We start from the raw sequence: 23,226 nt of genomic DNA, 5'->3' as shown, positions 1-23,226 counted from the left end.
TGTCAACACTTCGTGAAGAAGCACTTCACATGCATAAAGTGCATCAAGGAAAATTAGAAACTGTATCAAAAGTAAAAGTAGAAAATGCAAAAGATTTAAGTCTTGCATATTCTCCAGGGGTTGCAGAACCTTGTAAAGAAATTTATGACGATAAAAGTAAGGTATATGAATATACGATGAAGGGAAATATGGTAGCAGTTGTGACAGACGGAACAGCTGTACTTGGTCTTGGTAACATTGGACCTGAAGCATCTCTTCCAGTAATGGAAGGTAAAGCTGTATTATTCAAGAGCTTTGCTGGTGTAGATGCATTCCCGATTGCCTTAAATACAAACGATGTAGATAAAATTGTTGAAACTGTAAAATTAATGGAGCCAACTTTTGGCGGCGTTAACTTAGAAGATATCGCAGCACCAAACTGCTTCATTATTGAAGAGCGTTTGAAAAAAGAAACAAATATTCCTATCTTCCATGATGATCAACACGGAACAGCTATCGTAACAGTAGCAGGTCTTGTAAATGCACTGAAATTAGTTGGAAAGAAAATGTCTGACATTAAAGTTGTCGCAAATGGCGCAGGTGCAGCAGGTATTGCAATTATTAAACTTTTATATCGCTATGGTGTACGCGACATTATTATGTGTGACCGTAAAGGGGCAATCTATGATGGTCGTCCTACAGGTATGAATCCGGTGAAGGATGAAGTTGCAAAATATACAAATAAGAATCGTATAGAAGGTTCTTTAGCTGATGTTGTACATGGTGCGGACGTATTCATTGGTGTATCTGCAGAAGGTGCATTAACAGAAGAGATGGTTCGTACAATGAATGACGATGCGATTATTTTTGCAATGGCGAATCCGGTTCCAGAAATTATGCCAGAATTGGCAAAAGCAGCGGGCGCAGCTGTTGTTGGAACAGGTCGTTCTGACTTCCCGAACCAAGTAAATAATGTACTGGCGTTCCCTGGTATTTTCCGCGGTGCACTTGACGTACATGCGACACAAATTAACGAAGAAATGAAGATGGCAGCTGTACAGGCTATTGCTGAGCTTGTAGCAGAAGATGAGTTGAATGCAGACTATATCATTCCGGCACCATTTGACGCGCGTGTAGCGCCTCAAGTAGCGGCTTACGTTGCAAAAGCAGCAATGGAGACAGGAGTAGCTCGCCGTCAAGTAGATCCAAATGAGATCGCTGAAAAAACAAAACAATTAGCGCTGATTGGTAAAGAATAAGCGAGGAATTTCCATTGACATCATCAAATACAAAAGTATATCTCGAAATTGTAAAAAAAATCCGTTCCATTATGGAAGAGGATGGATTGGTAGCGGGGGATCGTTTGCCGTCTGAGCGTGAGTTAAGTTCACGCTTAAACGTAGGACGTTCCTCTGTAAGAGAAGCATTGCGTGCTTTAGAACTGGTAGGATTGATTGAAACGAGACGTGGTGAAGGGACATTTATTCGAAACTTTTATGATAACGGCCTTGTACAATTAATTGCTCCGTTCTTACTGCAAGATGAGAAAACAATTCGTGATTTATTACAAACGAAACGATTGCTTGAGAAAGATATGATTCGAATTGTATGTAATTTACCGAAAGAAACGTTTTCTAAAGTACTAAGTAGATTACACCAAGTACTTGAAGGAAATGAAAACTCAATCCCAACGCTTCATCAAACGTTCTTTAAAACACTTATTGAACAAGTCGATAATTATTTACTATATCGCATTTGGATGATCGTAAATGATTACGTAGCAACTCTTTCTTGTAAAGTTTCAAGAGATTCTATCGATATGTATAGAAAGCTTTATGCTACTTTGGAAGAAAAACAAGAAAATGATGCACTAAAAATTTACGATGAATTAGTAGAGAATATACAGTTTCACTCGTAATGTATAAAATTTGTCGAAATGACCATGACACGTTATGACAAACATTCTACCGCTTAGCGGTTAAAGTTAAACGTAAAGAGTGAGGTTATTAGACAGATTGAGAAGATAAGGCTAACATCAAACTTTGGTGTTAGCCCCATTTTCTTCTTACGCTAACCTTAGCTCTCAACGAAGGGGGTCAAATTGTGCTAAGAGATTTATTCGTGAAAAAGAAAAAGTACGCTGCAATACCTTCAGAACAAGTACGAAAAGATGTACCAGATGGCGTTATGACAAAATGTCCGGAATGTAAAAAAATCATGTATACGAAAGAACTTCTAAAAAATTTAAAAGTATGTGTGAATTGTGGATATCATCATCCTATGAATGCATGGGAACGTCTTGATAGTATATTGGACGAAGGGTCATTCCGTGAGTATGACAAAGAAATGGTTTCATTAAATCCACTCGAGTTTCCAGGTTATGAAGAGAAACTAGAGAGCGATCGTAAGAAGACTGAATTAAACGAAGCGGTTGTAACTGGTGAAGGAACAATTGATGACATGCTTGTTGTTGTTGCAGTAATGGATTCTCGTTTTCGAATGGGGAGCATGGGCTCTGTGGTAGGAGAAAAAATCGCCCGTGCGGTTGAAAAGGCGTACGACTTACAAGTTCCATTTATTATCTTTACTGCTTCGGGTGGTGCCCGTATGCAAGAAGGGATATTAAGTTTAATGCAAATGGCAAAAACAAGCGTAGCTTTGAAAAAGCATAGTAATGCAGGAGGATTATTTATTTCTGTTATGACTCACCCAACGACGGGCGGGGTTTCAGCGAGTTTCGCTTCACTTGGTGATTATAATCTTGCAGAACCAGGTGCACTTATCGGATTTGCTGGTAGACGTGTAATTGAACAAACGGTGCGTGAGAAACTACCGGAAGATTTCCAAACGGCAGAATTCTTACTAGATCATGGTCAATTAGATGCGGTGGTGCATCGTGATGATATGAGAGAATCGCTTCGCAAGATTTTAGAAGTTCATCAAGGAGGGGGAATGGCTGTATGGCAGAGCTAGAATTTGAAAAACCAGTTGTTGAGCTAAGAAATAAGATTCGTGAACTGAAAGACTATACGAAAAACAGCCAGATGGACTTCAGTGAGGAGATTCGTATTTTGGAAGACAAGCTAGAAAATTTAGAGGAAGATATATACGGTAATCTGAAAGTATGGGACCGTGTTCAAATTGCTCGTCATGCAGAACGACCGACAACGCTCGATTATATTGAGCACTTATTTACTGATTTTTTCGAATGTCATGGAGATCGTCTATTTGGCGATGATGCAGCGATTGTCGGCGGCATTGCGAAATATAAAGGGATGCCTGTAACTGTAATTGGGCATCAGCGCGGAAAAGATACGAAAGAAAATATTCGCCGTAACTTTGGAATGCCTCATCCAGAAGGATATCGAAAAGCATTACGCTTAATGAAGCAGGCGGAAAAGTTCAATCGTCCTATTATTTGTTTCATTGATACGAAAGGGGCTTATCCTGGTAAAGCTGCTGAAGAACGTGGTCAAAGTGAAGCTATCGCCCGCAATTTATTTGAAATGGCAGGTTTAACTGTACCTGTTATTTGTATCGTTATCGGTGAAGGTGGTAGTGGCGGTGCGCTAGGCCTTGGAGTGGGAGATTACATTCATATGCTAGAAAATTCCACTTATTCTGTTATTACACCAGAGGGTGCAGCGGCAATTCTTTGGAAAGATGCAGGAAAAGCAAAGGAAGCTGCAGAGGCAATGAAAATTACAGCAGCAGATTTGAAAGAATTAGGTGTAATTGATGAAATTATTCCAGAGGCAAAAGGTGGAGCTCACCGTAATCTTTCGAAACAGTCAGAAAATATAGATTTAATGATTAGAAAAACTTTTGAACAATTAAACGGAATTTCGAAAGATGAATTAATCGAAAAACGTTATGAAAAATATATGAAAATTGGGCAAGTTTCGTTTTCAAACGCTTCCATTGGGATAAAATAAGAAAAGCGTGCGTTCCTCTTCGCGAATGCACGTTTTTATTATGAAAAGACACATCTTCTCCATTGTGTTTTTATATTTTTTCGTGTTATTTTATTATAAGGCAAATAATCTTTATGAGGTGAGTACAAATGAAACGTATTGGTGTATTAACAAGTGGTGGAGATTCACCTGGTATGAATGCTGCCATTCGTGCAGTTGTTCGTAAAGCGATTTTCCATGATATTGAAGTATATGGTATTTACCATGGATACGCTGGATTAATTTCTGGTCACATTGAAAAATTAGAACTTGGTTCTGTTGGCGATATTATCCACCGCGGTGGTACGAAATTATATACAGCAAGATGTCCTGAGTTTAAAGACCCAGAAGTACGACTAAAAGGTATCGAGCAATTAAAGAAACATGGTATCGAAGGACTTGTTGTTATTGGTGGAGATGGTTCTTACCAAGGCGCTAAAAAATTAACTGAACAAGGATTCCCGTGTGTTGGTGTACCAGGTACAATCGACAATGATATCCCTGGAACAGACTTCACAATTGGTTTCGATACAGCTTTAAACACTGTTATTGATGCAATTGATAAAATCCGTGACACAGCTACATCTCATGAACGTACATATGTTATCGAAGTAATGGGACGTCACGCTGGTGATATCGCATTATGGGCTGGTTTAGCTGATGGTGCAGAAACAATCTTAATTCCAGAAGAAGAGTATGACATGGATGATGTTATCGCTCGTCTGAAGCGTGGTAGTGAACGTGGTAAAAAACACAGTATTATCGTTGTAGCTGAAGGTGTTGGAAGTGCAATTGACATCGGTAAGCACATTGAAGAAGCAACAAACTTTGATACTCGTGTAACTGTATTAGGTCACGTACAACGTGGTGGATCACCAAGTGCACAAGACCGTGTATTAGCAAGTCGTCTTGGCGCAAGAGCAGTTGAATTATTAATTGCTGGTAAAGGTGGACGTTGTGTAGGTATTCAAGATAACAAACTTGTTGATCATGATATTATCGAAGCGTTAGCTCAAAAGCATACAATCGATAAAGATATGTATCAATTATCTAAAGAATTATCCATCTAATTGACGTAATGTCAGATATTTGGGAACGGTTTCATAATTTTCGGAGGTGCAATATGCGTAAAACTAAAATTGTATGTACTATAGGTCCTGCTAGTGAAAGTATTGAAAAATTAGAGCAATTAATCGAAGCAGGTATGAACGTTGCTCGTTTAAACTTCTCTCATGGTAGCCATGAAGAGCACGGAGCTCGTATTAAAAACATTCGTGAAGCTTCAAAGAAAACTGGTAAAACAGTTGGTATCTTACTTGATACAAAAGGTCCAGAAATCCGTACTCACGACTTCGTAGACGGACAAGCTGAGCTTGTAACAGGTGCAGAAGTAGTTCTTTCTACTGAGCAAGTATTAGGTACTGCAGAGAAGTTCTCTGTATCTTATGCTGGTCTTTATGACGATGTAGACCCAGGTTCTCGCATTCTAATCGATGACGGTCTTATCGAACTAGAAGTAATCGAAAAAGCTGATGGAAACATCCGTACAAAAGTTCTTAACAGCGGAACTGTAAAAAATAAAAAAGGTGTTAACGTACCCAACGTAAGCATTAAGCTTCCTGGTATCACTGAAAAAGACGTAAAAGATATCATCTTCGGTATCGAGCAAAAAGTTGATTTCATCGCAGCTTCATTCGTACGTAAAGCGTCTGACGTATTAGAAATCCGTGAATTATTAGAAGAGCATGGTGCTCAATACATCCAAATCGTACCGAAAATCGAAAACCAAGAAGGTATCGACAACATCGATTCAATCTTAGAAGTTTCTGACGGTTTAATGGTAGCTCGTGGTGATATGGGTGTAGAAATTCCACCAGAAGAAGTACCATTAGTACAAAAACGTCTAATCAAAAAATGTAACGTGTTAGGTAAACCAGTTATTACTGCGACACAAATGTTAGACTCTATGCAACGTAACCCACGTCCAACTCGTGCGGAAGCAAGTGACGTAGCTAACGCAATCTTCGATGGTACAGATGCAATCATGCTTTCAGGTGAAACAGCTGCTGGTCAATATCCGGTAGAAGCAGTAACAATGATGGCTAACATTGCAGTACGTGTTGAAAAATCATTACAATACGAAGATATGTTCAAAAAACGTATTAAAGAGTTCACTCCAACAATTACAGATGCAATTAGCCAATCTGTTGCGCATACAGCACTTGCTCTTGATGTAGCTGCAATCGTAGCTCCAACAGAAAGTGGACATACTGCGAAAATGATCTCTAAATACCGTCCAAAATCTCCAATTGTAGCTGTAACATCTGACGAGCAAGTAGGACGTCGTCTTGCGCTTGTTTGGGGTGTACAAGCGTTTATGGCTGAGAAGCGCGCAGCTTCAACTGACGAAATGTTAGATACAGCAATTCAAACAGGTATGGATGCAGGTCTAATCGGACTTGGAGATACTGTAGTAATTACTGCTGGTGTTCCAGTTGCTGAAACTGGAACAACAAACTTAATGAAAATCCACGTTGTTGGTGAAGAAGTTGCTAAAGGACAAGGAATCGGTCGTAAAGCTGCAAAAGGTAAAGTAGTTGTAGTAAAAACAGCTGCTGAAGCTGTAGCGAACGTAAACGAAGGTGATATCCTTGTTACAACAAGTACTGATAAAGATATGATTCCTGCAATCGAAAAAGCTGCTGCTTTAGTTGTAGAAGAAGGTGGCTTAACAAGCCATGCGGCTGTTGTAGGCGTATCAATCGGTATTCCTGTTATCGTTGGTGTAAACGGCGTAACAGCAACTTTAAAAAATGGCCAAGAAGTAACAGTTGATGCAGCACGCGGAATTGTTTATAATGGACATGCGGAAGTGCTATAAGTAATACGGAGAGAAGGATCGGAGTCCTTCTCTTTTTTTTACACAAAAACGAGATAGAATTAGTTTAAAGTGCCTAGAATTGCTTTTAAAAGCGGTTTGTTATGAGTTTTAGTATGAAAGGGTATCTATATTTCGTATGATGTATATAGGCGTTGTGAGGGTGTTAAAAGTGAGTTGTGAGAGGGGTGTAGAACTATGAAGTGGTTACTATTCTTGTTTATTTTAATACCGGCGATTGAGATTACGGTCTTAATTGGATCAAGTCATGTAATAGGTTTATGGTCTACGTTCGCTATGATTGTATTTACAGGTGTTGTAGGTGTGTATTTGGCGAAAAGACAAGGATTTAAAGTACTTGGAGAGATTCAATCTAAGTTGAATAGAGGGGAAATGCCAGGTGAGGCAGTACTAGATGGTATTTTTGTATTTGTAGGAGGTATTCTCTTGGTGCTTCCTGGGTATGTGACAGATGTGCTAGGGTTTATCTGCGTGATCCCTATTACGAGAGCTTTATTGAAGCCGCTTGTTATGAAGTGGATGGAATGGAAATTTAGAAAGAACTCTACTATTATCATTCAGAAGTAGCACTTAGATTATAACGATCTAAGTGCTATTTTTTTGTCTTGTAAGAGGAGAGGGGGTTTCTGATTGAGGCTTCGCTTTACTGCGCTATTTGTGGGGGATTTCTATCTCAAAGTTGGGTTGCTCGTAAGTGTCTGATGTGGGGGCGAATGATGAGTGGGGATGAACAAAACGTCCGCTTATTATATTTGCTATATAATTTTCGTTTGAACTCTTGTTGTGCTTCGATTAAACGTGTGATTTTTAAGTACTATTAATTTGGATGGATAAGATGGAGTGAAATGCAGCTAAATTAAAGTTTTGCTTTCGTATATAAAGGAGCGATTGTTAGTTGAAGCCTTATTCTATGTGGTTTTGTATATTTATTCATTTACATAAAAAGTAATAAATGTAAGTAATAAATATAGATAAAATAGAATAAAAATGTATTTTTGATTAGAAAATGTGTTTTTCATGCAAAAAAACAAGAGGATTATCCTTTTTCTGGGTAATGCTCTTGTTACATGTGAGTAGTGTGAAAAAATAAGTGGAAGGAATAATCAGTGGGAAATTCCCACTGATTACAGCTTGTTTTTTATATGAATTAGAAACTTTTATTTTGAAGGTGAACCTTTAATATATTTCCACAAGTCATGGAAGACATTAGCTTTGTGTAATGTATTAAGTAGTACTAAGGTGACTGGACCGATGATTAATCCTAAAAAGCCAAAAAGCTTAAAGCCGACAAATAGAGCGACGAGTGTTGCTAATGGATCGAGACCGATGTTAGATGAAAGTACTTTCGGTTCCATAATTTGTCTTTGGACAATCACGACGATGTATAAAATGAGAAGACCAATGGCGAATGCGGTATCGCCAGTGAAAAATACGTATATAACCCATGGAACGAAGACTGCGCCTGTTCCTAAATATGGTAGTAAATCTACAACTCCTGTAATAATCGCAATAGTAATGGCGTATGGTACGCGTAATATTAAAAGTCCGATCAGTACAATGACGGTTGTCATAGATACGAGTGTAAGTTGTGCTTTCACAAAACCAAATAAAGCTTTTTTTAAGTCGACAAAAATAGTTTTTCCGTAGCCATGTACACGATTTGGTAGTAATTTTCTTGTTTTTTGAGCAAGACGGTGCCAATCGTAACTAATGAAGAAAGTGGCTAATAAAATGAATACAAGGACAGTTAACGTTGTTGGTAGTGCACTAATGAAATTTGTTAATCCGCTTATAATGGCGGTTAAAAGTTCTTTCATTTGTGTTGTTGCTTCTGTTCCTAAGTTTTGAATGTTTTGTGTAATTGTATAGCGCTGTGGTTCTCCAAGATGATTAAATTTAGAGATTAAATCATCGTAGAGAGGCATAATATGATTAAGTGCAAATTGCTGAGCGAATGTAACGATATCCGGAAACTTTACTGTAACAAGTTGGAGTAAGTATGTTGTGGCAGATATTGCTTCAGTCACAAGATATGTAACAAGTCCAACGATAGCTCCAAATACGAGAATTAAGCTAACGAGTACTGCTAGTGCGCGAGGAAATTGTAGTTTTTGATTAAGGAAATTGACGACAGGATTAATCAAATAAGCAAATGCAAAAGCGATAATAAAAGGATAGATAAGCCCTGACATGTATAGTAATACATAGAACCCAGCTATCGTTGCTACAATGACAAATATGAGTCGCAATATCATATATAGTAAGTTTCGGTTCAAAGATGTATACCTCCCATTCCGATTTGGATTATCCTAATTCGTTCAACTTATAACTAGCGTGCTCTGCTGATTAAAGTCTTACTTTAGCGGCAGTAAATCTCCCGCCAAAGCCCAATTGATGAAGGCCAATAATCAGTGGAAGATGCCCAACTGATTAAAGTGTTACTTTATGTTATAGTGGAATGATGGATTTAGCCTGCTTTTTTCGGTATATGAATGGCTGTGAAAGCCTATTCGTGATGCTACTACTATATGGTAAAAACTTCATTTTCTCTTCTTTTTATTTTACCTGTTTCTTATTAGAAAAGAAAGAAGAGACGACTGTTTTCAAAAATGTATACATGCTTAAATTTTTTTGGTGAAAGTCTCTTTTTAGAATGTATAAAAAATTGAAGGTGTTATCGATAAATAGGCATCTGTATAGCATGTATAACGATAGGTTTAAAGGTATTTTTGTTTGGAAATGAGTTCATTATTTTCAGAAAGGAAGTGTAAACATGATTAGTCAGTCAACGTTATTTTTATTCATACTACTTATTATAGGACTTATTGCTAAAAACCAATCGCTTACTGTAGCTATTGGGGTGTTATTTCTATTAAAATTTACGTTTTTAGGAGATAAGGTCTTTCCTTATTTACAAACGAAAGGAATTAACCTAGGTGTAACGGTCATTACAATAGCGGTGCTAGTACCGATTGCGACGGGGGAAATAGGTTTTAAACAACTTGGAGAAGCGGCGAAATCGTATTATGCGTGGATTGCTTTAGCTTCAGGTGTAGCAGTCGCTTTGTTAGCGAAAGGCGGCGTGCAATTGTTGACAACGGATCCTCATATTACAACTGCGCTTGTTTTTGGGACAATTATAGCGGTTGCGTTATTTAATGGGGTTGCTGTTGGTCCGTTAATTGGGGCTGGAATTGCCTATGCGGTTATGAGTATTATACAAATGTTTAAATAAGGAATTTTATAGTAATATAAAATTTTTGAATTCTTTCTGTTCACAAAAGTCAGATAATTGTTTATAATAGGATTAGAAACTTTGAAAAGTTACATAACAGCAGAGACTTTACACCAGATAAAATAAAAACAACATAAAACAATTTTATAATGATATTGTTTTATGTTGTTTTTATCATAAAACTCTTCGGAATGTATTTTCCTCACTAACTTGTTGTTTTGAGCGTGAGGATTCGGGGAGACATTCACGCTCATGCTTTCCATGTAAACCATGGACAATAAGAGGGGAACATCGCAACAAATTTGCATGATCGTGCATTTTGCTTGCCTAAAGAGTGAACGGGCGTTCATAATTCATAAGGGGAGCAAATAGATATAAGGAGCAAGGTTGGGAGAATTTTCAGGAAAAGGAGAGAATGTCATGACTGTTATTCGAGGTTTAGAAGGGGTAGTAGCAACAACATCATCTGTGAGCTCTATTATTGATGATACATTAACTTATGTTGGGTATAATATTGATGATTTAGCTGAGAATGCTACGTTTGAAGAAGTAGTGTACTTATTATGGCACCGCAAGCTTCCTAATGAAAAAGAACTAGCAGAATTTAATGAAATTGTATCTGAATACTATAAAGTTCCAGGTGAGATTTTAACATATTTGAAACAAGTAGATTTAAAAATTGCACATCCGATGTCTGTTTTACGAACTGCAATTTCCATGCTATCATTATACGATGAGAGCGCTGAAATTATGGATGAAAAGTCTAATTATTTGAAAGCGGTTAAATTACAGGCTCAAGTGGGAACTTTAGTTGCTGCTTACGCGAGAATCCGTAAAGGTTTAGATATTGTTGAGCCAAGAAAGGATTTATCATTAGCTGCAAACTTCTTGTACATGTTAAATGATCGCGAGCCAAATGAAGTTGAAATTGAAGCTTTTGATAAGGCGCTTGTACTTCATGCAGATCATGAGTTAAACGCTTCTACATTTACTGCACGTGTTTGCGTAGCTACACTTTCAGATGTATATTCTGGTATTACAGCAGCAATTGGTGCATTAAAAGGTCCTCTTCACGGTGGGGCAAATGAAAATGTAATGAAGATGTTAACTGAAATTGGCGAAGAAGAAAATGTAGAATCATATATTCATAATGCTCTTCAAAATAAAGTGAAAATCATGGGCTTTGGCCACCGTGTGTATGAGCAGGGTGATCCACGTGCAAAACACTTACGTGAAATGTCTAAGAGATTATGCGTGCTTTTAGGAGAAGACAAATGGTATAATATGTCTATCAAAATTGAAGACATTGTAACAAAAGAAAAAGGTCTTCCACCAAATGTTGATTTCTATTCAGCTTCTGTATACCATTGTTTAGGAATTGACCATGACTTATTTACACCTATTTTTGCAATTAGCCGTATGTCAGGCTGGTTAGCTCATATTCTAGAACAATATGAAAATAACCGTTTAATCCGTCCACGTGCTGATTATAATGGACCAACGCATCAAGTGTATGTTCCAATCGCACAAAGATAAGCAAAAAACACTATTTTGATAGTGAAAATACGCTTTCAAAAGTCTGATTTTTTCGGAAAGATGTAATGATTAGAATATTTTAATTTGACTAACGGTTTGAACTGAGGGGTTATTCCCTCAGTTTCATACATATGAAATTTCAAACATGGGGGTTATCACATTGACGACAGGTGAAAAAATTACTGTAACTAATGGTGTTATGAATGTACCAAACAATCCGATTATTCCATTTATTGAAGGAGATGGAATTGGTCCTGATATTTGGGCAGCTGCATCTCGCGTAATAGAAGCAGCAGTTGAAAAAGCTTATGATGGTGAGAAGAAAATCGTTTGGAAAGAAGTGCTTGCAGGGGAAAAAGCATTCAACCAAACAGGCGAGTGGTTACCAGAAGAGACTTTAAATTTAATCCGCGAATATTTAATCGCAATTAAAGGTCCACTTACAACTCCAGTTGGCGGTGGTATTCGTTCTCTAAACGTAGCACTTCGTCAAGAATTAGATCTATATGTATGTCTACGTCCAGTTCGTTATTTTGAAGGTGTTCCTTCACCTGTAAAACGTCCGGAAGATACTGATATGGTTATTTTCCGTGAAAATACAGAAGACATTTATGCTGGAATTGAATATGCACAAGGATCTCCAGAAGCAGAAAAAGTTCTTGCTTTCTTAAAAGAAGCAATGGGTGTTAATAAAATCCGCTTCCCAGAAACATCTGGTATTGGTATTAAACCAATCTCAGAAGAAGGGACAAAGCGTCTTGTTCGTGCTGCAATTCAATATGCAATTAACGAAAAACGCTCTTCTGTTACATTAGTTCATAAAGGAAACATTATGAAATTTACAGAAGGTGCTTTCAAAAACTGGGGTTACGAAGTAGCGGAACAAGAATTCGGCGACAAAGTATTTACTTGGGCTGAATATGATCGCATTGTTGAAAAAGATGGTAAAGATGCAGCGAATAAAGCGATGGCAGACGCTGAAGTGGCTGGAAAAATCATCGTAAAAGATTCTATTGCAGACATCTTCTTACAACAAATTTTAACTCGTCCACGTGAGTTCGATGTTGTTGCGACAATGAACTTAAATGGTGACTATATCTCTGATGCACTTGCTGCACAAGTAGGTGGAATTGGTATTGCACCTGGTGCAAACATTAACTATGTGACTGGACATGCTATCTTTGAAGCTACACATGGTACAGCTCCAAAATATGCAGGTTTAGATAAAGTAAACCCATCTTCAGTTCTTCTTTCAGGTGTATTATTATTAGAACACTTAGGATGGAACGAAGCTGCGAAATTAGTAACAGATTCAGTTGAGAAAACAATTGCATCAAAAGTAGTAACATATGACTTCGCTCGCCTAATGGAAGGTGCAACAGAAGTGAAATGTTCTGAGTTTGCTAATGAGCTTATTAAAAACATGGATGTAGCGATAATCAAAAACGCATAATTAAAGCGGGGGGGTAAATTATGACAATCAAACGCAAGAAGGTTTCAGTCATCGGTGCAGGATTTACAGGAGCAACAACGGCATTCTTATTAGCACAAAAAGAACTTGCAGATGTTGTATTAGTGGACATTCCACAACTGGAAAATCCAACAAAAGGGAAAGCGTTAGATATGTTAGAAGCGAGCCCAGTACAAGGTTTTGATGCTAACATTATTGGAACATCTGATTACGCAGATACTGCTGATTCTGACGTTGTCGTTATTACAGCAGGTATTGCACGTAAGCCTGGTATGAGCCGTGATGACTTAGTAGCAACGAACTCTAAAATTATGAAAAGTATTACGCGCGACATTGCAAAACATTCACCAAATGCAATTATTGTTGTGTTAACAAATCCAGTTGATGCAATGACATATTCTGTATTTAAAGAAGCAGGATTCCCGAAAGAGCGTGTAATCGGCCAATCGGGCGTATTAGATACAGCTCGTTTCCGTACATTCATCGCACAAGAATTAAATCTTTCTGTAAAAGACATTACAGGATTTGTTCTTGGTGGACATGGTGACGACATGGTACCTCTTGTGCGTTATTCTTATGCAGGCGGTATTCCGTTAGAAACGTTAATTCCGAAAGAGCGTTTAGAAGCAATCGTAGAACGTACACGTAAAGGTGGCGGTGAGATTGTAGGCTTATTAGGAAACGGTAGTGCATATTACGCACCAGCAGCTTCTTTAGTTGAAATGACAGAAGCAATCTTAAAAGATCAACGCCGTGTATTACCAGCTATTGCGTACCTTGAAGGTGAGTATGGTTATAGTGACCTTTACTTAGGGGTACCAGTAATTCTAGGTGGTAACGGAATTGAAAAAATTATTGAATTAGAACTTCTTGCAGATGAAAAAGAAGCGTTAGATCGCTCTGTAGAATCTGTACGTAACGTAATGAAAGTTCTTGTTTAATAATTGAATAGTAGTGAAAAAGATTCGGGATTCCGAATCTTTTTCTACTATTTACCGAATTGTTTTTTTGAAATAATATGAAAACGCTATCATTTGTAATATCCTATAATGAAACTGTAGATTTATACTATACATTGCCCTCATCATAGTAAATTTCGGATAAGGTATCGCTTTTAGTAGGATAATAAGGTGAAAAAATCGGAGGGGGTTGTAACATGTTAAAGAAAAAAGTTCAAATTGGTCGTAAAATGGATGAAATTACAGTAGGAGAGAAATTATCTATCACTGAAAAAATTGAGGATAAAGATTTGTTATTGTACTTAGGGTTAACGAATGATGCCAATCCATTATATATTCAGCATGATTACGCATCCCAAACTCCGTATGAAAAGCCGATTGTACCAAGCATTATGCTAACGGGAATGATTACAACGGCAGTTACGAAATATTTACCGGGTCCAGGAAGTCATATTACTAGGAAGGACCTTACGTTCGTGAAGCATGTTCACCATTATGAAACGTTACAAATCCACTTTGAAGTTGTGGCTGTTTCTGAGGAGGAACATACAATTGATATGCTTGTATCTGCTCATGATGAAAAAGGAGAAACTGTTGTAAAGGGTTCATTAACAGTAACGCCACCTTATAAATCTGTTTCCATTATGGAAAAAGCATTAGATAATTTTTAAAAGATGAAAATATGAATAGCGCTAGCATACCTTGAATAAGGATGCTAGCGCTATTTTTAGTTGAAGAATCCTTCTTTGAACCCTTCAGCAAATTCTGAGCAACCCGTTTTAATCGTATCCCAGCTCGGAGCGTTGAAAGCAAGGATACATGTGACTGCTAAAGATAGAATGGGTAGTATTAGTCGCATAATAGACCTCCTGATTGTATTAATTTATATATTAAGATTAATGACATAAATATCGGTAATTGAAGTCAATGAAAGGAGTGATTCTTTTAAGTGAGGTGGAAAAAAGAAGAAGTTATCTTTGAAACGATACGAGAAACTGAAGTGTGGGCCGATTCGATCGCGAATGAAATGTACGGGAGATTATTTGATGGATATGAAACGCTAGATTATAAAATAGCGTATGCTCTTTCGTTTTTCCTAGCACAAAATCAAGATTTTATCCCGCATTAACGGGCAGTAAGATCCCACCTCAAAATTCAGCGAAAGCAAAGAAGTTAGGTCGGGAATCAACTGCCCGTAAAAGCCCGATTGATTCAACTAATAATCAGTGGGGAATGAACAACCCCCACTGATTAAAGTTTCACTTTATAGTTCATACGGAAGTGAGCTTTAAAGAAGAGAGAGCAATCTATAAAGTTTGGCAAAATCCTGTGTAGTTGCAGGTGAAGCGTAATTACGTCTACTTTCTCAATTCTACACAAACGATCTCCATGAATAGACAATTATATTGAGAGGGACCTTGTTTTCTAGTATGATGAGAATAACGGGGGAAATACTAGGATGAAGAAGGTTTCAAGTCTATAACTTGGAGGAAAAGAATGAACAATCGTATTTTAGTAGTTGATGATGAGGAATTTATCTTAACTTTAATTGAATTTAATTTACAACAAGCTGGGTTTGAAGTTATAACAGCGATGGATGGAGAAATGGCGCTTCAAAAAGCGACAACAGAACGCCCAGATTTAATTATATTAGATTTAATGCTTCCGAAAATGGATGGTATGGAAGTGTGTAAAGAATTACGATTGCAGCGCGTTATGACGCCGATTTTAATGTTAACGGCAAAAGATGATGAGTTTGATAAGGTGCTAGGTCTTGAACTTGGGGCAGATGATTATATGACGAAGCCATTTAGTCCAAGAGAAGTTGTTGCTCGTGTGAAGGCAATTTTGCGCCGCACGAAATTACAACAAGAAGAACAAGTTGCAGAAGCGCCAGATGAAGATAGCATTACAATTGCAGAACTTAAAATTTTACCGGAGTTTTATGAGGCTTATTTCCAAGGAAGAAAGCTTGAATTAACACCAAAAGAATTTGAACTACTTGTGTATCTCGCGAAAAATAAAAGTCGCGTGTTGACGCGTGATCAATTATTAAGTGCTGTATGGAATTACGATTTTGCTGGTGATACACGAATTGTTGATGTTCATATTAGCCATTTGCGCGATAAAATTGAACAAAATACGAAAAAACCGACGTACATTAAAACGATACGTGGTTTAGGATATAAATTAGAGGAGCCAAAAGGGAATGAATAAATTTCGTTCCAGGCTTCTTTTTACATTTGTTTCTCTTATTGTATTTATTTTAGTTGGACTAGGCTTATTGCTAGAAACTGTGTTTGAAAACTACTATATAGATCATGCTAAAGAGAGAATGGTAAAAGAGACGGAGTATGTTGCGGCGTTAGTAGAAGAGCAAGGTTTTGATAAGGTCCTAAAAAATCCATACGTATTTGAAAAGTTAGAAGAAAAAATACCAGCTTCTATCGTATTTGTGAATGAAAAAAAGAAAGTTCAATATAGAAAAGGACAAGAATTGGCATTTAGTCCAGAGACGATTCAAGAACTTTCTTCGGAAGTGGCAAAACAACGAAGTAAAGTGATTACGAAAGAGACAGATCGAGAGAATCAATTTTATCATACGGTGTTCGTTCAAGATGTAGAAGGAAAACAAGGATACATTTTGGTGAAAAGTACAATCGATCCTTTAAGAGACGTACATCAAAAAACGTGGGGATTATTAATTATCGGATTTGTCATTGCTTGTCTCGTAGTTGTATTTTTAGGTATGAAAATTACAGGGCAATATATTAGGCCGATTGAATCAGTTACGAAAGTTGCAATTGAATTGGCGAAGGGTAATTATAAAGCACGTGCATACGAAAGTCATTCGGACGAAACAGGAATGCTGAGTAAAGCAATTAATATTTTAGCTCGTAACTTACAAGAGATGACACTGGAACAAGAAATGCAGCAAGATCGTCTGCATACGTTAATTGAAAATATGGGAAGCGGAATGATTTTAATTGATAGCCGCGGATATATAAACCTTGTAAACCGCTCTTATAAGGAAACTTTTCACGTAACAGATGAAGAATATTTAGATCGCTTATATTATGAATCGTTTCATCATACAGAAATTATTGAGCTTGTAGAAGAAATCTTTATGACAGAAGTGAAAGTGCGTAAACAAATGTTATTGCCACTTGGAATTGAGCGGAAGCACTTTGAAGTATATGGAGCACCGATTATCGGGACAAACCATGAATGGAAAGGGATTGTTCTCGTATTCCATGACATAACAGAGTTAAAGAAATTAGAACAAATGAGAAAAGACTTTTTAGCGAATGTTTCTCATGAATTAAAGACACCGATTACTTCTATTAAAGGTTTTTCAGAAACACTCTTAGACGGAGCGATGGATAATAAAAAATTCTGCGAACATTTCTTGCACATTATTTTAAAAGAAAGTGAGCGCATGCAAGGGTTAATTGAAGATTTATTAGATTTGTCGAAGATCGAACAACAAGGATTTAAATTAAATATGGGAACCGTTGATATGAAGGGGCTGCTTGAAGATATTCATATGGTGCTTGATAATAAAGCAGGAGAAAAAGAAATCTCTTTACAAGTGAATGTATTAAAACGTGCCTCTGTTATTGGAGATCCAAGTCGTCTGAAACAAATCTTTATTAATTTAATTAATAACGCGATCGTATATACACCGGCTGGAGGCGTTGTTTCAGTAGAGTTAGCGGAAGATAAATATAATGCTTATATAAAAGTATCGGATACTGGAATTGGTATTAGTAAAGAGGAAATTCCGCGTATTTTTGAACGCTTTTACCGAGTGGATAAAGCGAGAAGTAGAAATACTGGTGGTACAGGCCTTGGATTATCAATTGTAAAGCATTTAGTAGAGGCGCATCAAGGTACGATTACAGTAGATAGTGAAGTTGGAGAAGGGACAACGTTTACAGTTGTTTTACCGAAATCAGCAACTGAAAAATAGGATGAAGGATGTTTACAATATATTAACAATGGCTTAATTAAATATTAATAAAGCTCTGTTAATATAATACATGAAAACCCCTTCATCCAAGGAGTAATTTTGGACGAGAATAGTTAAACTGTTCTCGTCACTTCCCTTTATGCCAATATAAGTCTGTTTTATATATGAAAGAAAAGAACCGTTATTTTTCTTCTCTCTATTAGTCATGTTAATATAGAGAGAGGAAAGGAACGGTTTTTTTCTGTGAAAAAAATCATTTCAAATTTGCATGGGGAGGTTTCTGATTTGGAAAAAAAGGTCGTATTAGTAGATGGTAATAATATCGCGTATCGTGCTTTCTTTGCACTACCGCTTTTAAATAACGACAAAGGTATACATACGAACGCAATTTACGGTTTTACAATGATGTTAATGAGAATATTAGAGGAAGAAAAACCGACGCATATGTTAGTAGCATTTGATGCGGGTAAAACGACATTCCGTCATAAAACATATAGTGAGTATAAAGGCGGACGTCAAAAGACCCCACCTGAATTATCAGAACAATTCCCGTTTATTCGTGAGATGCTTGATGCATTCAACGTACCGCGTTATGAATTGGAAAATTATGAAGCGGATGATATTATGGGAACGCTAGCAAAAGAAGCAAGCGAACAAGGAGCAAGTGTAAAAGTTATTTCAGGAGATAAAGATTTACTTCAACTTGTTTCTGATAACACGCTTGTATGTATTCCGCGAAAAGGGATTACGGAAGTAGATGAATATACGAAAGAAGCTTTATTTGAAAAATATAGCTTATCACCAAAGCAAATTATCGATATGAAAGGTTTAATGGGAGACCAATCAGATAATATTCCGGGTGTACCAGGAGTTGGTGAAAAAACTGCGATTAAATTGTTAACACAGTTTGGAACGGTTGAAGAAGTGTATGACAATCTAGATCAAGTAAGCGGGAAGAAATTAAAAGAAAAACTGGAAGCAAATAAAGACCAAGCTCTTATGAGTAAAGATCTTGCAACTATCATTACAGATGCGCCGATTACAGTGCATGTGGATGATATGGAATATAAAGGATATGAAGCAAGTGATGTCGTTCCAATGTTCGAGAGTTTAGGATTTACATCTCTTTTAAATAAATTAGGTGTTACGCCAGAAGAAACGGCTCCAGCTGAATTAGATGATATTACATTTGATATTGTGGAAGAAGTTACCGAAGAAATGCTTCAGCAAGATAGTGCGCTTATTGTTGAAGTACAAGAAGATAACTATCATAAAGCAGATATTCAAGGTTTTGGTATTCAAAATGAAAATGGTTGCTACTTTATTCAAAAGGACATTGCTCTTAAGTCAGATGCATTTAAAGACTGGCTTGCAGATGGAGAGATGAGAAAGCATACATTTGATGCGAAGCGTGCAATCGTTGCACTGAAATGGAACGGTATAGATATACAAGGGGTTGACTTTGATCTATTAATCGCTGCTTATTTACTTGATCCGGCTGATACAGATAAAGATTTCCGTACTGTAGCGAAAATGAAAGAAACGCATGCTGTGAAATCTGACGAAGAAGTTTATGGAAAAGGCGCGAAGCGTGCTGTTCCAGAGTTAAAAGTAGTAGCGGAGCATGTAGCTCGTAAAGTGCATGTATTATATGATGTAAAGCAAACATTCGTTGAAGAGTTAGAGAAGAATGAGCAATATGAACTGTTTACAGAGTTAGAATTACCACTTGCGCGTGTATTAGCTGATATGGAAGTAAAAGGTGTAAAAGTTGATACAGAGCGTCTTCGTAATATGGGAGAAGAACTTGCAGGCAGATTAAAGGAAATGGAACAGGAAATTTATAAGCTTGCGGGAACAGAATTTAATATTAATTCACCGAAGCAGCTAGGTGTTATTCTGTTTGAGAATTTAAACTTACCGGTTATTAAAAAGACGAAAACAGGTTATTCTACGTCAGCTGATGTACTAGATAAGCTTATGGATCACCATGAAATTATTCCAAACATTTTACATTATCGTCAATTAGGGAAACTAAATTCAACTTACATTGAAGGTTTACTGAAAGTTGTACATGAAGATTCATCTAAAATTCATACTCGTTTTAATCAAGTGTTAACACAAACAGGTCGATTAAGTTCGACGGATCCGAACTTGCAAAATATCCCGATTCGATTAGAAGAAGGAAGAAAGATTCGTCAGGCATTTGTTCCATCAGAAGAAGGTTGGATTATGTATGCGGCTGATTATTCACAAATCGAGCTGCGTGTATTAGCTCATATTGCAAATGATAAAGGGCTAGTTGAAGCATTCCAACATGACATGGATATTCATACGAAAACAGCTATGGATGTATTTGGCGTTGAAAAAGATGAAGTAACTTCAAATATGAGACGACAAGCGAAAGCTGTTAACTTCGGAATTGTGTATGGTATTAGTGATTATGGTCTTTCGCAAAACTTAGGGATTACAAGAAAAGCAGCAGCGGAATTTATTGAAAAGTATTTAGAAAGTTTCCCTGGTGTACAAGAATACATGGAGGACATCGTAAAAGATGCGAAACAAAAAGGATATGTGGCCACATTATTAAATCGTCGCCGTTATATTCCAGAAATTACGAGTCGTAATTTCAATTTACGTAGCTTTGCTGAGCGTACAGCGATGAATACACCAATTCAAGGTACTGCAGCAGATATTATTAAAAAAGCGATGATTATTATGGCAGATCGTTTAGAAGAAGAAGGCTTACAAGCGCGTCTTCTTCTACAAGTACACGATGAATTAATATTTGAAGCACCAAAAGAAGAAATTGAAAAATTAGAGCAGCTTGTACCTGAAGTAATGGAGCATGCAATTGAACTCGCAGTTCCGCTGAAAGTTGATTATTCTTACGGTCCAACTTGGTACGACGCAAAATAAGGAAGTGATGAAATGCCTGAATTACCAGAGGTTGAAAACGTCAGACGGACACTTGAAAATCTTGTAACAGGAAAAACGATTGAAGATGTTATTGTTACTTATCCAAAAATAGTGAAACGACCGGATGATGCAGAAATCTTTAAAGAAATGCTAAAAGGCGAGAAGATTGAAAATATAAAGCGAAGAGGAAAGTTTTTGCTTCTATATGTAACAAATTATGTTATTGTTTCACATTTGCGTATGGAAGGTAAGTTTTTACTACATCAAGAGGATGAGCCGATTGATAAACATACGCACGTCCGTTTCTTATTTACAGATGGAACTGAATTACATTATAAAGATGTGAGAAAGTTTGGTACGATGCATCTCTTTAAGAAAGGTGAAGAGATGAATCAAATGCCTCTTGCTGACTTAGGTCCGGAGCCGTTTGATGCTGAATTGACACCGCAGTATTTACAAGAAAGATTGCAAAAGACAAATCGTAAAATAAAAGTTGTGCTATTGGACCAGCGTCTTTTAGTAGGGCTTGGAAATATATATGTTGATGAAGTTTTATTCCGTTCTCAAATTCATCCGGAACGGGAAGCTTCTTCTTTAACAGTAGAAGAAATTGAGCGGATTTATGAGGCTACCGTTACAACGTTAGGTGAAGCGGTAAAACGTGGCGGAAGTACAATTCGGACGTATATCAACTCACAAGGGCAAATTGGTTCATTCCAAGAACTCCTAAATGTATATGGAAAAAAAGGAGAGCCGTGTGTAACTTGTGGTACGATATTAGAAAAAACAGTAGTTGGCGGGCGAGGAACGCATTACTGCCCAATTTGTCAGCCTAGAATATAGAAAAGAGATAACATCGGATAGGCATTTGTCATATACATACAGCAGAGCTATGTATAAGGGAGGAGCTTACCGATGTACCTTTATTTATCTCTTATTTTATTAGCTTTTACATTAAGCTTAGATAGCTGTAGTGTAGGGCTAACATATGGGTTAAGAAGCGTAAGAATTCCACTAAAATCAATTATAATTATCGGAATCTGTTCAGCGGCTGTTATGCTTGTTTCAATGGGAATTGGACATATGATCGCGAAAATATTTTCACCTGTTATCGCAACGCGTATCGGTGGGCTTGTTCTTATTGGAATAGGGATTTGGGTGTTATATCAATTTTTTCGAAGTGAGAAAAAAGAAGAACCGAAGCAAGAGGAGAAGGTCTGGAAATTAGAGATTGCCTCGCTAGGGCTAGTAATTCAAATTTTACGGAAACCGACTGTAGCAGATTTTGATAAATCAGGCACCATTTCTGCAGGAGAAGCATTACTTCTTGGTATCGCTCTTTCTGTAGATTCATTTGGTGCCGGAATTGGTGCATCTTTATTAGGGTATGCACCCGCTATGATGGCGATATTAGTTGCAGTTATGAGTTCTTTGTTTTTGTTTATTGGAATGAAACTTGGGACGGTTTTATCGAATATGAAGTGGTTACAAAAATTTACATTCCTGCCTGGAGTATTACTCATTATTATTGGAATTTGGAAAATGTAAGTATGGGCGTGGAACATTAGTTTCGCGCCTTTTATTATGAGGAGGATTATGATGACAGTAGTAATTGGATTAACAGGAGGCATTGCAAGTGGAAAAAGTACAGTGTCTCAAATGTTTCGTGAATTGAGCATACCAGTTATTGATGCAGATATTATTGCGCGAGAAGTTGTAGAGCGAGGAAAACCAGCATATAACAAAATAGTAGAAGTATTTGGAACGGAAGTGTTGCAAAAAGACGGAGAACTGGATCGGCCGAAATTAGGGAGTGTCGTTTTCTATAATGAAGAAAAACGATTGCAGTTAAACAAAATTGTTCATCCTGCAGTACGTGAGGAAATGAATAGACAAAAGGAAATGTACATAAAAGAAAGTATGCAAGCGATTGTGTTAGATATCCCTCTTTTATTTGAAAGTAAATTAACAAGTCTCGTTGACCGTGTTTTAGTTGTAGCAGTTACTCCTGATACACAATTAGAACGTTTGATGAAACGAAATGGTTTTTCCGAAGAAGAAGCAACGGCGCGTATTCAATCTCAAATGCCGTTAGCGGAAAAAGTGAAAAATGCAGATGAAGTGATAAATAATGATGGCCCAATTATGGGAACGAAAACACAATTGCAGGTGATTTTAAAGAAATGGAACATTATTGACTAAAAAATTGTGAAATTAATGAAAATGCTTAGTGACATATCTCCTTTTTGTGTTATACTATTATTGGGATTGGAGATAAATAGTATAACGCATTCAAGGGGGA

At 37.1% G+C, this 23,226-nt stretch carries 21 protein-coding genes; 19 read left to right on the top strand and 2 right to left on the bottom strand.

The features are described from left to right. Positions 1-29: 29 nt before the first annotated feature. From ystJ to MR167_RS03035, 7 genes are all read left to right on the top strand, one after another. On the top strand, positions 30-1,238 hold the full coding sequence (ystJ, locus tag MR167_RS03065; RefSeq protein WP_161635086.1) for an NADP-dependent malic enzyme: 1,209 nt from the start codon (positions 30-32) through the stop codon (positions 1,236-1,238). Positions 1,239-1,252: 14 nt separating this feature from the next. Further along, positions 1,253-1,897, top strand: a complete 645-nt coding sequence (locus MR167_RS03060) for a FadR/GntR family transcriptional regulator (protein WP_000204445.1) — start codon at positions 1,253-1,255, stop codon at positions 1,895-1,897. 185 nt (positions 1,898-2,082) lie between these two features. Then, positions 2,083-2,952: an acetyl-CoA carboxylase, carboxyltransferase subunit beta gene (accD, locus tag MR167_RS03055; RefSeq protein WP_000942858.1), complete on the top strand. Its 870-nt coding sequence runs from the start codon at positions 2,083-2,085 to the stop codon at positions 2,950-2,952. Continuing rightward, the gene (gene accA / locus MR167_RS03050; protein ID WP_000818789.1) at positions 2,940-3,914 is read left to right on the top strand and encodes an acetyl-CoA carboxylase carboxyl transferase subunit alpha; all 975 of its coding nucleotides are present in this window, start codon (positions 2,940-2,942) and stop codon (positions 3,912-3,914) included. The genes accD and accA overlap by 13 nt, the downstream gene beginning before the upstream one ends. A 128-nt stretch (positions 3,915-4,042) precedes the next feature. Then, on the top strand, positions 4,043-5,002 hold the full coding sequence (pfkA, locus tag MR167_RS03045) for a 6-phosphofructokinase (RefSeq protein WP_000821157.1): 960 nt from the start codon (positions 4,043-4,045) through the stop codon (positions 5,000-5,002). Positions 5,003-5,055: 53 nt separating this feature from the next. Beyond that, positions 5,056-6,813 carry a pyruvate kinase gene (gene pyk, locus MR167_RS03040; RefSeq protein WP_001232668.1) on the top strand — a complete coding sequence of 586 codons (1,758 nt, stop codon included), beginning with the start codon at positions 5,056-5,058 and terminating at the stop codon, positions 6,811-6,813. A gap of 195 nt (positions 6,814-7,008) precedes the next feature. Further along, a complete protein-coding gene (locus tag MR167_RS03035; protein ID WP_000871631.1) occupies positions 7,009-7,398 on the top strand; it encodes an FxsA family protein in 390 nt (129 codons plus the stop codon). Positions 7,399-7,988: 590 nt separating this feature from the next. On the opposite strand, the gene ytvI is transcribed toward MR167_RS03035, so the two are convergent. Next, positions 7,989-9,107, bottom strand: a complete 1,119-nt coding sequence (gene ytvI, locus MR167_RS03030; RefSeq protein ID WP_001081375.1) for a sporulation integral membrane protein YtvI — start codon at positions 9,105-9,107, stop codon at positions 7,989-7,991. Between the two features lie 497 nt (positions 9,108-9,604). On the opposite strand from ytvI, the gene MR167_RS03025 reads away from it, so the two are divergent. From MR167_RS03025 to MR167_RS03005, 5 genes are all read left to right on the top strand, one after another. Further along, a complete protein-coding gene (locus tag MR167_RS03025) occupies positions 9,605-10,066 on the top strand; it encodes a DUF441 domain-containing protein (protein ID WP_000625507.1) in 462 nt (153 codons plus the stop codon). A 387-nt stretch (positions 10,067-10,453) separates the two neighbouring features. Next, a complete protein-coding gene (gene citZ / locus MR167_RS03020) occupies positions 10,454-11,602 on the top strand; it encodes a citrate synthase (RefSeq protein ID WP_000503651.1) in 1,149 nt (382 codons plus the stop codon). 160 nt (positions 11,603-11,762) lie between these two features. Further along, a complete protein-coding gene (gene icd, locus MR167_RS03015; protein WP_000206893.1) occupies positions 11,763-13,055 on the top strand; it encodes an NADP-dependent isocitrate dehydrogenase in 1,293 nt (430 codons plus the stop codon). A 20-nt stretch (positions 13,056-13,075) separates the two neighbouring features. Further along, entirely contained in the window at positions 13,076-14,014 is a 939-nt protein-coding gene (gene mdh, locus MR167_RS03010) for a malate dehydrogenase (RefSeq protein WP_000153232.1), read from the top strand. Between the two features lie 215 nt (positions 14,015-14,229). Further along, positions 14,230-14,703: a MaoC family dehydratase gene (locus MR167_RS03005; RefSeq protein WP_000914181.1), complete on the top strand. Its 474-nt coding sequence runs from the start codon at positions 14,230-14,232 to the stop codon at positions 14,701-14,703. A gap of 56 nt (positions 14,704-14,759) precedes the next feature. On the opposite strand, the gene MR167_RS32910 is transcribed toward MR167_RS03005, so the two are convergent. Beyond that, positions 14,760-14,891, bottom strand: coding sequence for a hypothetical protein (locus tag MR167_RS32910; protein ID WP_001237011.1), 132 nt, complete (start codon positions 14,889-14,891; stop codon positions 14,760-14,762). A gap of 90 nt (positions 14,892-14,981) precedes the next feature. On the opposite strand from MR167_RS32910, the gene MR167_RS03000 reads away from it, so the two are divergent. The 7 genes from MR167_RS03000 (at position 14,982) to coaE (ending at position 23,126) form a co-directional block, all read left to right on the top strand. Then, positions 14,982-15,161, top strand: coding sequence for a hypothetical protein (locus MR167_RS03000; RefSeq protein ID WP_063675802.1), 180 nt, complete (start codon positions 14,982-14,984; stop codon positions 15,159-15,161). A 368-nt stretch (positions 15,162-15,529) separates the two neighbouring features. After that, complete coding sequence (gene phoP / locus MR167_RS02995) at positions 15,530-16,249, top strand: two-component system response regulator PhoP (RefSeq protein WP_001065220.1); 720 nt, start codon at positions 15,530-15,532, stop codon at positions 16,247-16,249. After that, positions 16,242-18,005 carry a sensory box histidine kinase PhoR gene (gene phoR, locus MR167_RS02990; RefSeq protein WP_242313868.1) on the top strand — a complete coding sequence of 588 codons (1,764 nt, stop codon included), beginning with the start codon at positions 16,242-16,244 and terminating at the stop codon, positions 18,003-18,005. The genes phoP and phoR overlap by 8 nt, the downstream gene beginning before the upstream one ends. A gap of 285 nt (positions 18,006-18,290) precedes the next feature. Beyond that, positions 18,291-20,924, top strand: coding sequence for a DNA polymerase I (gene polA, locus MR167_RS02985; RefSeq protein ID WP_000412808.1), 2,634 nt, complete (start codon positions 18,291-18,293; stop codon positions 20,922-20,924). Positions 20,925-20,936: 12 nt separating this feature from the next. Continuing rightward, on the top strand, positions 20,937-21,767 hold the full coding sequence (gene mutM, locus MR167_RS02980) for a DNA-formamidopyrimidine glycosylase (protein ID WP_001114475.1): 831 nt from the start codon (positions 20,937-20,939) through the stop codon (positions 21,765-21,767). Between the two features lie 72 nt (positions 21,768-21,839). Beyond that, positions 21,840-22,472 carry a sporulation membrane protein YtaF gene (gene ytaF / locus MR167_RS02975; protein ID WP_000281729.1) on the top strand — a complete coding sequence of 211 codons (633 nt, stop codon included), beginning with the start codon at positions 21,840-21,842 and terminating at the stop codon, positions 22,470-22,472. 51 nt (positions 22,473-22,523) lie between these two features. Further along, on the top strand, positions 22,524-23,126 hold the full coding sequence (gene coaE, locus MR167_RS02970) for a dephospho-CoA kinase (protein ID WP_242313866.1): 603 nt from the start codon (positions 22,524-22,526) through the stop codon (positions 23,124-23,126). Positions 23,127-23,226 lie beyond the last annotated feature (100 nt).

The sequence above is a fragment of the Bacillus cereus group sp. BfR-BA-01355 genome (assembly GCF_022663675.1).
GTDB classification, from domain to species: Bacteria; Bacillota; Bacilli; order Bacillales; family Bacillaceae_G; genus Bacillus_A; species Bacillus_A thuringiensis_S.
Note: the sequence above shows the minus strand (reverse complement) of the source record. Positions and strands in the feature narration are given on the sequence as shown.

Excerpts from the sequence above, each read along its gene's own strand:
- ystJ (WP_161635086.1), top strand. The coding sequence starts at position 30 with ATGCATAAAGTGCATCAAGGAAAATTAGAAACTGTATCAAAAGTAAAA.
- phoR (WP_242313868.1), top strand. The coding sequence starts at position 16,242 with ATGAATAAATTTCGTTCCAGGCTTCTTTTTACATTTGTTTCTCTTATT.
- phoP (WP_001065220.1), top strand. The coding sequence starts at position 15,530 with ATGAACAATCGTATTTTAGTAGTTGATGATGAGGAATTTATCTTAACT.
- MR167_RS03035 (WP_000871631.1), top strand. The coding sequence starts at position 7,009 with ATGAAGTGGTTACTATTCTTGTTTATTTTAATACCGGCGATTGAGATT.
- coaE (WP_242313866.1), top strand. The coding sequence starts at position 22,524 with ATGACAGTAGTAATTGGATTAACAGGAGGCATTGCAAGTGGAAAAAGT.
- mdh (WP_000153232.1), top strand. The coding sequence starts at position 13,076 with ATGACAATCAAACGCAAGAAGGTTTCAGTCATCGGTGCAGGATTTACA.
- MR167_RS32910 (WP_001237011.1), bottom strand. The coding sequence starts at position 14,891 with ATGCGACTAATACTACCCATTCTATCTTTAGCAGTCACATGTATCCTT.
- MR167_RS03005 (WP_000914181.1), top strand. The coding sequence starts at position 14,230 with ATGTTAAAGAAAAAAGTTCAAATTGGTCGTAAAATGGATGAAATTACA.
- ytaF (WP_000281729.1), top strand. The coding sequence starts at position 21,840 with ATGTACCTTTATTTATCTCTTATTTTATTAGCTTTTACATTAAGCTTA.
- pyk (WP_001232668.1), top strand. The coding sequence starts at position 5,056 with ATGCGTAAAACTAAAATTGTATGTACTATAGGTCCTGCTAGTGAAAGT.
- mutM (WP_001114475.1), top strand. The coding sequence starts at position 20,937 with ATGCCTGAATTACCAGAGGTTGAAAACGTCAGACGGACACTTGAAAAT.
- MR167_RS03025 (WP_000625507.1), top strand. The coding sequence starts at position 9,605 with ATGATTAGTCAGTCAACGTTATTTTTATTCATACTACTTATTATAGGA.
- pfkA (WP_000821157.1), top strand. The coding sequence starts at position 4,043 with ATGAAACGTATTGGTGTATTAACAAGTGGTGGAGATTCACCTGGTATG.
- accA (WP_000818789.1), top strand. The coding sequence starts at position 2,940 with ATGGCAGAGCTAGAATTTGAAAAACCAGTTGTTGAGCTAAGAAATAAG.